Source organism: Streptomyces sp. SID12488 (genome assembly GCF_010548275.1).
GTDB lineage: Bacteria > Actinomycetota > Actinomycetes > Streptomycetales > Streptomycetaceae > Streptomyces.
The window spans coordinates 325,863-341,137 of the sequence record NZ_JAAGLT010000007.1 but is presented as its reverse complement, the minus strand read 5'-3'; the positions used below and the strand labels follow the sequence as shown (position 1 = coordinate 341,137).

Genomic DNA, 15,275 nt, shown 5'->3' with positions numbered 1-15,275 from the left:
AGCTGGACCTACGGGCCTTCAGCGGCGCACACCCCGTCGAACTCATCGGCGGAGTCCGCTTCCCAGCCATCGGCGAACTCCCCTACCTCCTCACCCTCGCAGGCCACGGCTTCTACTGGTTCCGGCTGCGGAAGGACGCGCAGGACGCCGGGTAGATAGCCGGGTAGATAATGGTCTTACCTGGATGTACACGGTCGTACGTGCCGAACCCCGGCGGGCCGGTTTCTCCCGTCCCGCCCGGGGCACGCAACAGTCACACCCCGCCCCTGGGGAAAGGACGCGATGCCATGTCGGAAGCCATCACCCGCTCCGCCACGACGGGTCCCGACCTCCTCACGTCCCTGGACCCGCTGCTGCGCGAATGGCTGCCGAGACAGCGCTGGTTCGCCGGAAAGGGACGTCCGGTCACCGACTTCTCCCTGGTGGCGGCCACCGAACTACTGCCGGTCACCACCCAGCTCGGCCTGTACCACCTCCTCGTACGCGCCCATCAGCCCGCGCTGCAGGGCCTCGGAGACTGCTACCAGCTCCTCATAGGCACGCGTGAGGCGCTGCCGCCCCGGCTGGCGCCCGCGCTGATCGGACACGTGGACCGGGGCCCGCTGACCGGACTGACGGTGTATGACGCCCTGTACGACGCCCGGCCGGCCGAAGTGCTGCTTGAGGCCATGCGGACCCGGGCCCGGATCGGCGCGCTGCGCTTCGACCGCCACGGGGACGCGGACGACAAGGGCGAGGGCGGGCACGACGGCGAGAGCGAGATACCGGCGGGGCTGGTGGCCCGGGTGGTGACCGCGGAGCAGTCCAACTCGTCGATCATCTACGGCGATACGTTCATCCTGAAGCTGCTCCGCCGGGTCGTACCGGGCGTCAACCCCGACCTGGAACTGCCGCTGGCGCTGGCCCGCGAGGGCTGCCCCCGGGTACCGGCCCCGGTGGCGTGGATACACACCGACGCCACCGGGACCACCGATCCCGACGCGGAGCTGAACCCTGAGGACAGTTACGTACTCGGCGTCCTCCAGCCCTTCGTGCGGGGTGCCGCCGACGGCTGGGAGCTCGCGTTGCGCGAGCTGGCCAAGGGTGAGGACTTCAGCGCGGAGGCGCGAGCGCTCGGGCGGGCCACCGCCGAGGTGCACATGGCGCTCGCCCGTGCCCTGCCCACCGTGACGCTGGGCCACGCGCAACTTCGTCCGCTGGTCGACGGCATGATCGACCGCCTGGACGCGGCGGTCCAGGCGGTACCGGCCCTCCACCCGTACGCGTCCGGCCTGCGCTCGGCGTACGAGGCGCTGGCCGATCTCGCCGCCGAGGGCCAGACCTGGACGGCCCAGCGCATCCACGGCGATCTGCACCTCGGGCAGTGCCTGCGTTCGCCGTCCGGGGAGTGGTCGCTGATCGACTTCGAGGGCGAGCCGTCCAAGCCGCTCGCGGAACGGCGGCTGCCGCAGCCGCCGGCCCGGGACATCGCGGGCATGCTCCGCTCCTTCGACTACGCGGCCCACTCGCTCCACCCCCGGCCGCCCGGCTGGGCGGCGCTGTGCCGGGCCGCGTACTGCGCCGGATACGCGGAGACCGCCGGCCAGGACCCGCGTACCGATCCCGTACTGCTGCGGGCGTACGAGACGGACAAGGCGGTGTACGAGGTGGTGTACGAGGCCCGGCACCGCCCGGACTGGCTTCCGGTACCGATGTCGGCGGTACAGCGCCTGGCCGCACCCGGCTGACCTCACGCGTCACCCCGCCCCCTCCCATCTCCCTCGCTCTGCCTCAGCTCCGAAAGGCCACCGCCCGTGACCCCGCACTTCCCGTCCAGCGGCTCGAAGAACCCGAAGAAGAAGACGTCCGCGAAGAAGGATCCTGGGAAGAAAGCGGCAAAGCAGGCGGCGAAGGCGGCAGCGAAGGAGTTGGAGAAGGCGTTGGAGGAGAAGCCGGGGAAGAAGCGGGACAAGAAGTTGAAGCCCAGGCCGGAGACAACGCCAGAAACCACGCAGGAGAGGAAGCCCGTGACGGAGCCGGAACCCGTACCGAAGCCGCCGGCGGTGCCGGAGCCCATGCCGGAGCCGGCGTCGGTGCCGGAGTCGGAGTCAGTGCCGGTCCCGGTGGCGGAGTCGGTTGCGGAGCCGCTGTCGGTCCCGGAGTCGATGGCGGAGCCGGAGTCGGTCCCGGAGCCGGTGACGGTGGCGGAGTCGGAGTCGATGGCGGAGTCGATGGCGGAGCCGGTGACGGTCCCGGAGCCGGTGACGGTGGCGGTGGCGGAGCCGGTGACGGTGGCGGTGGCGGAGCCGCTGGCGGAGCCGGTGACGGTCCCGGAGCCGGTGACGGTGGCGGAGCCAGTGCAGGAGAAGTCCGCCCCGGAGCCGGTCGAGGTCGCTCCGCAGGAGACCGTTCTGCTTCCCTCCCCCGCGCTGGACGCAGCCGACCGCGGGCGGCTGCTGGCCGGCACGCACCACGACCCGCACTCCGTCCTGGGCGCGCACGTACTGCCGGGCGGGGTCGCTTTCCGGGTGCTGCGGCCGTACGCCCGGTCGGTGACCGTCGTAGCCGGGGATCTGCGGGCCGAGCTGCACGACGACGGCGACGGGTTCTTCTCGGGTGCGCTGCCGCTGCGGGGCGTCCCGGAATACCGGCTGGTCATCGCGTACGAGGACCAGGTGCGGGAGACCGAGGACGCGTACCGGCTGCTGCCCGCGCTGGGCGATCTGGACCTGCATCTCATCGGCGAGGGCCGGCACGAGGAGCTGTGGAAGGCGCTGGGCGCCGAGCCGATGACCCACCAGGGCGTCACCGGCACCCGCTTCGCCGTCTGGGCACCGAACGCGCGCGGCGTACGGGTGACCGGGGGCTTCAACTTCTGGGACGGTACGGCGTATCCGATGCGGTCGCTGGGCGGCACCGGGGTGTGGGAACTGTTCGTGCCGGGCGTCGGCGAGGGCGAGCTGTACAAGTTCGAGATCACGCGCCCGGACGGCTCGAAGACACAACGCGCCGACCCGATGGCCCGCCGGACCGAGATCCCGCCCAACACGTCGTCCATCGTGCACAGTTCCCACTACGAGTGGGAGGACGCGGAGTGGCTGGCGCGGCGGGCGGAGGCCCCGGCGCACGAGGCCCCGATGTCGATCTACGAGCTCCATCTGGCTTCCTGGCGACCGGGCCTGACGTACCGTCAACTCGCCGACCAACTCCCCGCCTACGTACGGGATCTGGGCTTCACGCACGTGGAGCTGATGCCCGTGGCGGAGCACCCCTTCGGTGGTTCGTGGGGCTACCAGGTCACCGGGTTCTACGCGCCCACGGCCCGGCTGGGCACTCCGGACGACTTCAAGTACCTGGTGGACGCGCTGCACCGCGCCGGCATCGGCGTACTGATGGACTGGGTCCCTGCCCACTTCCCGCGCGACGACTGGGCGTTGGCCGAGTTCGACGGCCACCCGCTGTACGAGCACGAGGATCCGCTGCGGTCCGCCCACCCCGACTGGGGCACCCTGGAGTTCGACTACGGCAGGCGGGAGGTGCGCAACTTCCTGGTGGCGAACGCCGTTTACTGGTGCGAGGAGTTCCACATAGACGGCCTGCGGGTCGACGCGGTCGCCTCGATGCTCTACCTCGACTACTCGCGTGAGCCCGGCCAGTGGGTGCCGAACGAGCACGGGGGCCGGGAGAACCTGGACGCGGTCGCCTTCCTCCAGGAGATGAACGCGACGGTGTACCGGCGGGTCCCCGGGGTCGTGACGATCGCCGAGGAGTCGACGGCGTGGGACGGCGTCACCCGGGCCACGCACCACACGGGCCCCGGCGGTTTCGGCGGGCTGGGCTTCGGGCTGAAGTGGAACATGGGCTGGATGCACGACTCGCTCGGCTACGTACAGCACGACCCGGTCCATCGCAAACACCACCACCACGAGATGACGTTCTCCATGGTGTACGCGTACAGCGAGAACTACGTCCTCCCCATCTCCCACGACGAAGTCGTCCACGGCAAGGGCTCGCTGGTGTCGAAGATGCCGGGCGACTGGTGGCAGCAACGGGCCACCGAGCGGGCGTACCTGGCGTTCATGTGGTCACACCCCGGCAAGCAACTCCTCTTCATGGGCCAGGAGTTCGCGCAGGGCGCGGAGTGGTCGGAGGCTCATGGCCCCGACTGGTGGCTGCTCGACCCCGCCTACGGGGCCGAGGCCGACCACAGGGGCGTACGGGACCTGGTCCGCGACCTGAACACGGTGTACCGGGACACCCCGGCCCTCTGGCAGCTGGACACGAACCCGTCGGGCTTCGAGTGGCTGGTCGGGGACGCGGCGGAGGACAACGTCTTCGCCTTCGTCCGCTACGACGCGGAGGGCGCCCCTCTTCTGTCGATCAGCAACTTCTCCCCGGTCGTCCGCAACGAATACCGCATCGGCGTCCCGGACACGGTCCCGGCCTGGCACGAGACCCTGAACACGGACGCGTCCCGCTACGGCGGCGCCGACATCCACAACCCGGCCCCCCTGAAACCGGACCCCCAGCCCTGGCACGGCCGCGCGGCCAGCATCCGCGTAACCCTGCCACCACTGGCAACGGTCTGGCTGCGCCCGGCGTAAGCGGCTTTTCCAGCCCGTCCGGCGTTTGAGGACAAGGCCCGTTCAGGGCCGTAGGGGGGTCTGGGGCGGCAGCCCCAGGGATGGGACGGGTAGGGGCGGCGGGGGCGAGACAACCCGCCGCCCGACCCCGTCTCACCGCCCCCCGAACATCAACCTCCGCAACGCCCCCAACAGCCCCTTCATCTGCCCGTCCCCACCAGACTCCTCCGCCGCCTCCCCGGCACTCGCATCTCCCCGCCATTCCCCGGCACCCGTGCCGACACCGCCGCCCACCCCACGCCCGCTCAACTCGTACCGAACCGGCAGCAACCGCAACCCCCGCACCACCGGCCCCGACCGCCACGGCAACTGGTCCGCCGGCAACGTCAGTTCGGCCTTTTCCAGATGGTCGAAGATCCGCCCCACCGCCGTACTCACGATCATCCCGCCCAACTCCCGCGCCGCACTGGGACACTGGTGCGGCCCGGCCCCCCACCCCAGATGCGCCCGCGTACTCACCGTCGCCCCGACCAGATGAGACGACCCGATCGCCATCAGGTCCCCGTGCGCCGCCGCGGCCGACGGCGAGACGATGTCCCCGCCCCGGATCCAGAAGTTCCCCAGCGCCACATCCCGCGCCGCGAACCGGAAGCACATGTTGGCCACCGGCGGATTCACCAGCGCCGCCCGGTTCACGGTCTCCCCGAGCTGCCCGGCCGACAGACTGCGCCGCACCGTCGCGTTCCCGCGCAACACCTCCAGCAGCGTGTTCAGCACCATGTTCCCGGTGATGTCGTTCAGGTACACCGCGTTCATGAACAGCTCACGCCCCAACTGCTCGTCCGACAGCTCCGGGTCGGCCAGCAGCATGTACGACGTCAGGTCGTCCCCGGGCCGCGCCCGCCGGTGCGCGGCCAGCCGCGTCATCGCGGCCAGCGCCCGCCCCGTCGCCGGCCCCGCGTCCGGCCCGCCGTCCAGCATCCGCCACAGGTCCATGACCAGCTCGTCCCCGAGCTCGACAGGGCACCCGAACAGCTTCGTGGTGACCATCAGCAGCAACGGCCGCGTGTACTGCGCGCCCAGGTCGGCGAACCCCGCCGTGCCCGACTCGGCCGCCAGCATCCCGATCAGCTCGTCGGCGTACCGCGCGACCGTCGCCCGCAACTCCCAGCCCTGCGGGGTCTGTCCGTCCTGGAACGGCCGCAGCGCCGCATAATGGGTGTGCCGGGCGGCGAGATGCTCCTCGTCGTCCATGAACATCGTCTGCCGCACCTCGTAGCCCGCGAGCAGCGGCCAGTCCGGTGGCAGCCGGCCCTGCGCCCGGGCCCGCCAGTAGCGCACGTCCCGCCGCCAGACACTCTCGTTCCGCAGTACCTCCAGCACCTCGCGGTAGTCGAGAACCAGCCACACCGGTACGCCCATCAGCCCCACCGGCGCGACGGGTCCGTAGGTGCGCCGAAGTCGCGCGTACACCGCGCCCGGGTCGGCGTCGAACTCCGACGTCAACAGTGGTTCCACGGGCAACGACTCGAGTGCCGGGCTGTCGGCCGGTGCGGTCGCGAACGGATGGGCTTCCATACGCACACGCATACCGCACCAGCCGCACACGTGCAGTGACCATGGCGCGAACTGTTACGTCTTGGTGACTCTTGGTGCACGCGTTACGCGTTCGGGCCGGGTGTACCGGGCCCTGCACCGGCCCCCCTCAGGTCCCGAGAGCGGACAACGCCACCGGCAACTCCCCCTGGTGCAGCACGCCCACGCGCTGAGTGGCCCGGGTCAGTGCGACGTACAGGTCGCTCGTGCCGAAGGCTCCCGGTTCCACCAGCAGCACGGAGTCGAATTCCAGCCCCTTGGCCTGCCGGGGATCGAGCAGTACGACATCCCGCGTCAGGTCGGGCTCCGCCCCCGCCTCCACGCCGTCCAGCCGTGCCGCCAACTCCCCGTGCAGCTCGCGCGGTGCGATCACGGCGAGCCGTCCCTCGACGGGCGCCAGCTCACCGACGGCCTTCTCCACGGCCCCCGCGAGATCCGCGAGATCACCGTCGACGGCCCGCACCCACGGCCGTACCCCGGTCGACCGTACGGACCTCGGCGGCTCGAAGTCCGACCGCTCCGCCCGCACCACGGCCGCCGCCACGTCCATGATCTCCGCCGGCGTACGGTAGTTGACGCCCAGCCGGGCATGCTCCCAGCGGCCCTGGACGTAGGGTGCGAGGATGTCCTCCCAGGCCCCGACGCCACCCGGCTCGGCGGTCTGCGCGGGATCGCCGACCAGGGTCATCGACCGGGTCGGGCTGCGCCGCATGAGGAGCCGCCACGCCATCGGCGACAACTCCTGTGCCTCGTCGACAATGATGTGCCCGAACGCCCAGGTCCGGTCGGCCGCCGCACGGTCGGCGGCGCTGCGCAGGTCGTCCTCCTCGTGCCGCTCCGCGAACCGCTCCGCGTCGATGATGTCGTGCGCGGACAGGATCTCGGAGTCCTCCGCGTCCAGGTCCTCGAACTCGTACGTACGGGAGGCATACGAAACGTCCAGCACGCCTTGCGCGTAGGCGACTTGGCTGCTGCGCTCGCGCTCCGCCCGCGCCCGGGCCACCCGGTCGTCCTCGCCGAGCAGCTCCGCCGCCTCGTCGAGCAGCGGTACGTCGGCTGTCGTCCAGGCCCGGGTGACGGGCCGCCGAATGGCCTCGGCGTCGGCCTCCGACACGTACCCCTCGGGTGCTGCCAGGAAGTCCGCGACCAGTCGCCGCGGGGTGACGCGGGGCCACAACTGGTCGATGGCGGCCCAGACTTCACGGTTCTCGGCGAGGTCGTCGCGGATCTGGGTGATGTCGCTGGGGTCGAGGAGATTGCTGCCGTCGTAGGGGTCGGTGCCGATCCGCTCCGCGAGCATCTCCGTCAGCGTGTTGAGGATGTGCCCCTCGAAGTGTTCGCGCGCGACGTTGTGCGGCAGCTTCGCCTCGCGTGTGCGCTCCCGCGCCATCCTCACAAGTCCGGCGTCGAGCATGAGGACGTCCCGGTCGTGCTCGATGGCGATGACGGGGTCGGGCAGCCCCTGCCGGTCGCGTACGACGGCTGCCAGCACGTCGGCCATCCCGGACCGCCCCTTGACCGTGGCGGCCTCGGCCGTGTCGGCGGCGGTGGCCTTCACGCCCGGGAAGAGCTCGCCGACGGTCGCCAGCAGTACACCGGTCTCACCGAGCGAGGGCAGCACCTCGCCGATGTAGCCGAGGAAGGCGGGGTTGGGCCCGACGATCAACACGGCCCGCTTGGCGAGGAGTTCGCGGTGTTCGTAGAGCAGGTAGGCGGCCCGGTGGAGCGCGACGGCGGTCTTGCCGGTGCCGGGCCCGCCCTCCACCACGAGCACACCCCGGTGCGGGGCGCGGATGATCTCGTCCTGTTCGGCCTGGATGGTCTGCACGATGTCGTTCATCCGGCCGGTGCGGGCGGAGTCGAGCGCGGCGAGCAGCACAGCGTCGCCGGAGGGGTCCTCGTAGCCGGTGCGCGTCGGGTCCCCGAGGTCGAGGATCTCGTCGTGCAGTCCGGTGACGTGCCGCCCGTCCGTACTGATGTGCCGACGCCGGCGCAGCCCCATCGTGGTGTGCCCGGTGGCGAGATAGAAGGGCCGGGCGACCTCGGCCCGCCAGTCGATGAGCATCGGGGTGCGCTCGGCGTCGTCGGCGCGCAGTCCGATACGGCCGATGTGGTGGGTGACACCGGAGGTGAGATCGATCCGCCCGAAGCAGAGCGACCCGTCGACGGCGTTCAGCGCGGCGAGCAGCCCGGACCGCTCGGCGACGAGCACGTCCCGTTCGAGCCGGGCCTGCATCGGCGTACTGCCCTGCGCGAGCGCATCCGTGACGGAGTGCTCGGTGTCGCCGCGCAGGGCGTCGACGCGGGTGTAGAGCCCGTCGACGAATTCCTGCTCACTCCGCAATTCATCGCGAGTTGATTCCGTGTTTGCGCCCCTGTTTGACAATTCCGCTCCCGCTCGGATATACTCTGCTCATTGAACTTGTCGCGACCCAATTTCAGCAAGTCGCGAACCATTGAATATACGCAAAGAAATCCCCCGAGCACAATCGCTCGGGGGATTTCTTTGTTCGTCTGCGGCTCGGAGTGCGTCAGAGTACGTCGGACAGCTCCTCCAGCAACCGCCTTTTCGGCCGGGCCCCCACCATCGACCGCACCGGCTCTCCGCCCCGGAACACCATGAACGTCGGCATGGACAGCACCCGGTAAGCGTTGGTCGTCAAGGGGTTGGTGTCCACGTTCAGCTGGACCACCTTCAGACGGTCGGACTCCTCCGCCGCGAGGGTGCTCAGTACCGGGGCCATCTGGCGGCACGGTGGGCACCAGTCGGCCGTGAACTCCACCAGGACCGGCAACTCCGCCCCGATCACCTCCGCCTCGAAGTCCGCGTCCGTCACCTCGGCCACGCCCGCTGCCCTGATCATCTCGCTCGTCCTCCCCATTCGCATGCCGGTTCCGGACCGCCCGGAACCGTCGCCTCGGCCGCCAGCTCGTCGCGCGCCCGCTCGGCCCGCGTCAGCTGTTCACCGACCTTCGCCCGTACCGACTGCAACTCGCCGATCAGCTCGTCGAGTTCGCCCAGCTTGCGGCGGTAGACGGCGAGTGACGCGGGGCAGGAGTCGCCCTCCGGATGGCCCGCCCGCAGGCAGTCCACGAAGGGCCGCGTCTCCTCCAGGTCGAACCCGAAGTCCTGGAGCGTCCGGATCTGCCGGAGCAGCTTCAGGTCGTCCTCGTCGTAGGCGCGGTAGCCGTTGTCCGTGCGCCGCGCGGGCAGCAGCCCCCGCGACTCGTAGTACCGCAGGGTCCGTGTGGTCGTCCCTACCCGCGCCGCAAGCTCGCCGATTCGCATGCCGATTCGCATACGTACGAACGTAGTCCTTGACGCCGACGTCAAGGCAAGCCAACCGCAGGCCGAGCGGCTCACCCCGGGGGAAGCAGCGGCTTCCCCTCAACCGGGGACGACAGGAGGATCGACGTCGTCGTCCTGCCCAGCGCCGACGCCTGTTCGAGGATGTCCTCCAGGTGGACCGTGTTCTCCACGGCCACCTTGAGGATCCAGCAGTCCTCGCCGACCACGTGGTGCGCCTCGGTGATCTCGGGGCGGGCGAGCAGTTCCAGGGTCCTGGGGTGCTTGAGGGTGTAGCCACCGTGCGGATTGACCCGGATGAAGGCCTGGATGCCGTAGCCGAGGCGCGAGGGGGCGACACGGGCGCCGTATCCGGTGATCGCACCCGCCGACTCCAGCCGGCGTACGCGCTCCGTTACCGCCGCCGGGCTCAGCCGCACCCGTCTGCCCAGCTCGCTCAGTTTGATCCGGCCGTCGGTCTGGAGGAGCTCGAGGATCCGCCGGTCCAGCGCGTCGAGGGCCGCCGACGTTTCGTTGGCGGCGACTCGCGACTGCCGTGGTTCTTTCGGTATCCCGGCCGGATGTCCCATGACTCCCCCTTCAGAACTCAACTGTGCGCCAGGAGAATTATGATCACAAGGTCCACAACGGGGAGGGGACGTCGTGCGTGACGTATTGGTCATCGGCGGTAATCGCTATTTCGGAAAACGGCTCATCGGCCGACTGATCGCCGCCGGAGACCGGGTCACCGTTCTCAACCGGGGTTCCGCTTCACCACCCGCCGGGACAATTCACCTCGTCGCCGACCGCGACGACGAGGCCACCCTGAATTCCGCTCTCGGTGGCCGTGCCTTCGACGTCGTCGTCGACCAGGTCTGCTACACGCCCCGCCAGGCGGCGATCGCCCGGCGCGTCTTCGCCCGCGGCCGTACCCAGCGCTATGTGCTGACGTCCACGGTCGAGGTGTACGAGTACGAGGACTCCCTCGTCTACGAGGACACCGTCCTCCCCGTGCGCGAGGACACCGTCGACGCTCGTACCGTCTCTGTCCGGCTCGAACTCCCCTGGCACAAGCCGGAGTTCCGCGAGACGCACTACGGGGAGGGCAAACGCCAGGCCGAGGCGGTCTTCGCGTCCGCCGACGCCGGTGACGATGCCGATGTCACCGACGGCTCCGGCGACACCGCGGCCGACGGTACGGAGTTTCCGTACACCGCCGTACGTGTGGCCCATGTCCTGGGCGGGGACGACGACTTCACCGGCCGGCTCGACCACTACGCCGAGCGCATCCGTACCGGCGCACCGATAGCCGTACCGACCGAGAACCGGCCCGCGACCTACATCCACGTCGAGGAGATCGCCGACTTCCTGCTCTGGGCGGTGGGCGAGAACTTCACCGGGCCGGTCAACGCCGCCTCCCACGGCCTGCTGACCACCGAGGAGTTGTGCGCGGCCGTGGCCCGGCACATCCCGAACGGCCGGACCGTCTTCCAGAACGTCGACGTCGGCAAGGTCTCCCCGTTCTCCTTCTCGCGCTCGTACGGCATGGACAACTCCCGGGCCACCGGGCTCGGGTTCACCTTCGGCCATGTTCAGGAGTGGCTGCCCCGAGCCGTCGCCGAGACGCTCGGGGCGGAGGCGGGGAAAGGGTGGCGGGGGAAATGACATGCGGTACGGAGCGTAATCGGCGTGCCGGGAAAGGGAGCCACCCCCTACCGTGACCCCATGACAACCCCCGAGCAGCCGCCTCACAGTCAGCCCGCGAGCCCTCCGACGCCCGAGGGTCTTCCCAGGGCCGAGTTCGCCTTTCCCGGTCCGCTGCGCGACCAGCTCGTCGCCGCGATTCTCGACGGTTCGAAGACGTCCACGACCGGGCTCGTCGTGGACTACGAGCACGAGGGCGAGGCTCTGCCGGAGGTCGGGAGCCGTTCGGTGGTCGTCGACTCCGAGGACCGGCCGGTCGGGATCATCGAGGTCACGGGCGTGCGGGTCGTTCCGCTGGCCGAGGTGGATCTCGCCCACGCGCTCGACGAGGGCGAGGGCCATCCGGACGTGGCCGCGTGGCGGGCCGGTCACGAGCGGTTCTGGCACAGCGCGGAGATGCGGGCGGCGCTGGGGGACCCCGGGTTCACCGTGGACGACTCGACGGTGGCGGTACTGGAGCGGTTCCGCCTTGTGGCCGACCTCAGGCCCTGAGCGCCTTGAGGTTCTCGCCCCCACCGCCGCCCTGAAACGCCGGACGGGCTGGGGGTGGCTGGGCCTGGGCCGGACAGCGCAGCAAGCGGGTGGGTGGTCGGGAAACAAGACCTGGGCTGCGGCGAGCGGCAGCGCAGCTCATCGGCCCGTACGTGTGAGCTCGGGCAAGTCGGCCGGGTCCGCGGGCATTTCGGTACCCCCCGTCTCCTCCACGCGCCCCTTCCCCGGCAGCAGAACAGCGACCAGTACCGTCCCCACCCCCAGGATCACCGCCCCGATCAGGCTGGTGTGGGCCACCGCGTCCGAGAAGGACGAGCCGACCGCGTCCGCCATCTGACGTGCCCCCTGGGCGAGTTGGGTCGCCTGCGCCTTCAACTCGGCCGCCTGCCCGGTCTTCCCCGCGCTCGCCGCCTGCGACGCCTGTGCCGCGAGTTGCTGGGCCTGTGCGCCGATCGCCTGGGCCACCTGGTAGCCCGCGCCAACCGAGTCCTGGGCCGAACTCAGCGCGCCCGCAGGCAGCTTGCTGCCGTTCGTCGCGTCGGTGAGGTGGGAGGCGTACGACGTGGAGAGCAGCGAGCCGAGGATCGCGATGCCGAGCGAGCCGCCCAGTTCCAGCGAGGTGTCGTTCACCGCGCCGCCGACGCCCAGCTCGGCCTCGGGGAACGCCCCCATGATCGCGTCCGTGCACGGGGAGAGCGCGAGGCCGATCGCGAGGCCGAGGACCACGAGAGGGGCGACGAAGGTCCCGTATGACGAACCGGAGTCCACCTGCGAGAGCAGCGCGAGGGCCGCCGTACCGCCGACCATGCCCGCCGTGACCGTGACCTTCATGCCGACGCGCGGGGTGAAGTAGCCGGTGAGCGCCGAGCCGACGAAGACCGCGCCGGCGAGAGGCAGCATGCGCAGGCCGGTGTCCAGGGCGTCGTAGCCGAGCACGAACTGGAGGTGCTGGGTCAGGTAGTAGAACGCACCGAAGACCGCCAGGAAGAACAGGGCGACCGCGAGGTTCGAGCCCGCGAACCTGCGCTGCGTGAAGCGGCGTACGTCGAGGACCGGGCGCGGGTGGCGCAGTTCCCATACGACGAAGAGGACGAGGCCGAGGCCCGCGGCGACCGCCGCCGTGACCGCCTTGACGCCCCAGCCGAAGTGCGGCCCTTCGATGATCATGTAGACCAGCGCGCCGATCCACACCACGGACAGCAGCCCGCCGACGTAGTCGATCCGGTCGTGGTGGCCCGCCCTGGAGGGCGGCACGAGGGCGAAGGCGCCGATGATGGCGAGCGCGGCGATCGGCACGTTGATCAGGAACGTCGAGGCCCAGCCGTGGCTCTCCAGCAGCGCGCCCGCGACCAGCGGGCCGGCCGCGATGGCGAGGCCGGCGGTGGCGGTCCACAGGGTGATCGCCTTGGCGCGTTCGGCGCGCGGGAAGGTCGCGGCGAGGAGGGAGAGCGTGGCGGGCATGATCAGCGCCGCGCCCACACCCATGACGGCACGGGCCGCGATGACCCCGGTGGCCGAGCCGACCAGCGAGCCCGCGACCGACCCGGTACCGAAGACGACCAGACCGAGGACGAGCGCTCCGCGCCGACTGTACTTGTCGCCGATCGCGCCGAGCAGCAGCATCAGCGCCGCGTACGGGACGGTGTAGCCGTCTATGACCCACTGGAGATCGGCGCTGGACAGGCCCAGGTCCTGGGTCATGTCGGGGGCGGCGACCGTGAGGGCGGTGTTGGCCATCACGATGATCAACAGGCTCAGGCAGAGCACGAGGAGCGCCCACCAGCGCCGGGCGTAGGGGCGGGTCATCCCCTCGACGGGTTCCGTCCTGACAAGTCGCATGGCCACGGGGTCGCCTTTCTTACCGGCTGGTGATCACTGACTGATACTTGATCATTTTGCACAGTGGCGTGCAGTTGCACAATAATGTGCAACATACCCCGATGCACAGTGGTGTGCAAACAGAAGGAACGGAAGGCACAATGTCAGCCATGACCACGGGTACAACCAGCCGCGCCGACGTGAATCGCCGCCGCATACTCGATGTCGCGCTCGCCGAACTGCTGCGCGACCCCGACGCCTCGATGGACCAGATCGCGCGCGCCGCAGGTGTCGTACGACGGACTGTGTACGGGCATTTCCCCAGCCGGGAGGCGCTGATCAGCACGCTGCTCGACGGCGCCGTCGAGGCGGTCGCCGCCGCACACGCCGAGGGGATCGAGGGTGCCCCCGAGGATGCAGCGGAGCGCGTGGCCCGGTCCACGCTCGCGGTCTGGCAGGTCGCCGACCGCTACCGCATCCTCGTCGGGCTCGCCCAGCGCAGCGTCACCGTGCAGGGCATCCGCGACCGGTTCACTCCGGTCCGCGAGGCGTGTGTCGAGGTGCTGCGGCGGGGCCTGGAGGAAGGCGTGTTCACCTCCCCCCTGCCCGCGCCGGCACTGGCGTACGTGCACGAGCAGATGCTGTTCGCGCTGATGGAGGCGGTGAACGACGGGCTCCTCGCAGCAGAGGAGGCGGGCCGCTCGGCCGCGGTCACCCTGCTGGCCGCGGCGGGTGTCCCGGTCTCCCGGGCCACCGCGCTGGTGGCCGAGTTGACCGACGTGTCGGCCGAGCGGCGCGTCGGCTGACCGCCGTACCGGTGAACTGCCCTACGGGTGAACTGTCGTACCGGCGAACTGTCGTACCGGGCAAGGAAACAGCCGAGCGGCCAGGCTTCAGGGGAGTGCCTGGCCGCTCGGCGTTTTTGAGGTCCTGGAGCTCCGGCGGACCTGCCGGGGTGCCCCGGGCCGGGTGGCTGGACCACTCGCCCACCTGCAACCGAAAAGCCCGTTCCGCGGGATAAAGAAGGATTGCGCAGGATTCACCGCCCTCCATGAAATCCACCCCCTACCAAAACCCTCTCTTGGTTAATTGTTGATTGCTCTCCCATGTCACCGCTGATAGCGTTCCCATCGCTCTGACCAAGCATTTTGGAACGTATGGGGGATTGAACTTCGTGAGCATACGAAGCAAGGGTATTTCCACTCTGATCGCCTTCACCATGACCGGCACGATGTGCGGCATTGGTGCGCAGACGGCATTTGCCGCTCCGGCGGAAGGCAAAGGTAAAGCCGCACAGGCGGCGACAGCAGGGCAACCTCGCGCCGGAGCTGATGAACTCTGCGCGGTCGTGGGGATAGGCAGCGGCGCGGCAGGCCTTACCAAGGCGCTGGCCAAGGGTGCGTCGTGGGTAGGCATCGGCGCCAGCATCGGGTGCTACCTGTACACGAAGGCCAAGGAGGCCACGCCTGCGGAGCGACGAGCAGCCATGATCGCGTCGTACAACAGCTACCAGGCGAAGAGTGACCTCAAGAAGCTCGAAGCCCTCGGTTGGGACTGCCGGAAAGCAAGCGGTGGCGGCGGTGGCGGCGGCGATGTCGCTCCTGCCAACACGAAGCCGAGGGTGGGGTTCCGGGACATCAAGATGAAGGGCGTCACATATAAGTGCAGCGCTATCGGGGACTGATGGGGCGCCGCGACCCCAGCTATGGAGAGCGATTCGCGCTGTCCATAGCGCTGATTGTGGTCAGCCTGCTGTGGATAACACAGGAAACAGCCCCATGGGCGACCGTTCTGTGTGGGGTCGGTGCAGCTGGAGG

General features: G+C 69.9%; 14 protein-coding genes. 7 read left to right on the top strand and 7 right to left on the bottom strand.

Annotation, left to right across the window (positions count from 1 at the left end; all coding sequences use genetic code 11):
- On the top strand, positions 1 to 155 hold a 155-nt coding region (locus tag G3I56_RS14920), incomplete at its 5' end, for an alpha-glucosidase C-terminal domain-containing protein (RefSeq protein WP_164409436.1).
- A gap of 132 nt (positions 156 to 287) precedes the next feature.
- Positions 288 to 1,727 carry a phosphotransferase gene (locus G3I56_RS14915; protein ID WP_164409435.1) on the top strand — a complete coding sequence of 480 codons (1,440 nt, stop codon included), beginning with the start codon at positions 288 to 290 and terminating at the stop codon, positions 1,725 to 1,727.
- A gap of 2 nt (positions 1,728 to 1,729) precedes the next feature.
- Here G3I56_RS14915 and G3I56_RS43215 read toward each other — a convergent pair whose 3' ends face one another.
- Positions 1,730 to 1,990, bottom strand: coding sequence for a hypothetical protein (locus tag G3I56_RS43215; protein ID WP_203689846.1), 261 nt, complete (start codon positions 1,988 to 1,990; stop codon positions 1,730 to 1,732).
- A 208-nt stretch (positions 1,991 to 2,198) separates the two neighbouring features.
- Between G3I56_RS43215 and glgB the strand changes: the two genes are divergently transcribed.
- Positions 2,199 to 4,583 (top strand): 1,4-alpha-glucan branching enzyme, encoded by a 2,385-nt coding sequence (glgB, locus tag G3I56_RS14910; protein ID WP_239134902.1) that lies wholly within the window; start codon positions 2,199 to 2,201, stop codon positions 4,581 to 4,583.
- A gap of 132 nt (positions 4,584 to 4,715) precedes the next feature.
- On the opposite strand, the gene G3I56_RS14905 is transcribed toward glgB, so the two are convergent.
- The 5 genes from G3I56_RS14905 to G3I56_RS14885 form a co-directional block, all read right to left on the bottom strand.
- Entirely contained in the window at positions 4,716 to 6,140 is a 1,425-nt protein-coding gene (locus G3I56_RS14905) for a cytochrome P450 (RefSeq protein WP_164409433.1), read from the bottom strand.
- A 127-nt stretch (positions 6,141 to 6,267) separates the two neighbouring features.
- Entirely contained in the window at positions 6,268 to 8,502 is a 2,235-nt protein-coding gene (locus tag G3I56_RS14900) for a UvrD-helicase domain-containing protein (RefSeq protein ID WP_203689842.1), read from the bottom strand.
- Between the two features lie 187 nt (positions 8,503 to 8,689).
- Entirely contained in the window at positions 8,690 to 9,004 is a 315-nt protein-coding gene (locus G3I56_RS14895) for a thioredoxin domain-containing protein (RefSeq protein WP_343239945.1), read from the bottom strand.
- Between the two features lie 14 nt (positions 9,005 to 9,018).
- On the bottom strand, positions 9,019 to 9,447 hold the full coding sequence (locus G3I56_RS14890) for a MerR family transcriptional regulator (protein ID WP_164409457.1): 429 nt from the start codon (positions 9,445 to 9,447) through the stop codon (positions 9,019 to 9,021).
- Positions 9,448 to 9,518: 71 nt separating this feature from the next.
- Positions 9,519 to 10,034, bottom strand: a complete 516-nt coding sequence (locus G3I56_RS14885) for an Lrp/AsnC family transcriptional regulator (RefSeq protein ID WP_164409431.1) — start codon at positions 10,032 to 10,034, stop codon at positions 9,519 to 9,521.
- Between the two features lie 73 nt (positions 10,035 to 10,107).
- Between G3I56_RS14885 and G3I56_RS14880 the strand changes: the two genes are divergently transcribed.
- Positions 10,108 to 11,109: a reductase gene (locus G3I56_RS14880; RefSeq protein ID WP_164409430.1), complete on the top strand. Its 1,002-nt coding sequence runs from the start codon at positions 10,108 to 10,110 to the stop codon at positions 11,107 to 11,109.
- Between the two features lie 60 nt (positions 11,110 to 11,169).
- Positions 11,170 to 11,640 (top strand): ASCH domain-containing protein, encoded by a 471-nt coding sequence (locus G3I56_RS14875; protein ID WP_164409429.1) that lies wholly within the window; start codon positions 11,170 to 11,172, stop codon positions 11,638 to 11,640.
- A gap of 138 nt (positions 11,641 to 11,778) precedes the next feature.
- Here the strand turns inward: G3I56_RS14875 and G3I56_RS14870 are convergent, their stop codons facing one another.
- Positions 11,779 to 13,479 (bottom strand): MFS transporter, encoded by a 1,701-nt coding sequence (locus G3I56_RS14870; RefSeq protein WP_164409428.1) that lies wholly within the window; start codon positions 13,477 to 13,479, stop codon positions 11,779 to 11,781.
- A gap of 140 nt (positions 13,480 to 13,619) precedes the next feature.
- Between G3I56_RS14870 and G3I56_RS14865 the strand changes: the two genes are divergently transcribed.
- Entirely contained in the window at positions 13,620 to 14,264 is a 645-nt protein-coding gene (locus G3I56_RS14865) for a TetR/AcrR family transcriptional regulator (RefSeq protein WP_164409427.1), read from the top strand.
- A gap of 368 nt (positions 14,265 to 14,632) precedes the next feature.
- Entirely contained in the window at positions 14,633 to 15,142 is a 510-nt protein-coding gene (locus tag G3I56_RS14860) for a hypothetical protein (protein ID WP_164409426.1), read from the top strand.
- Positions 15,143 to 15,275: the final 133 nt, after the last annotated feature.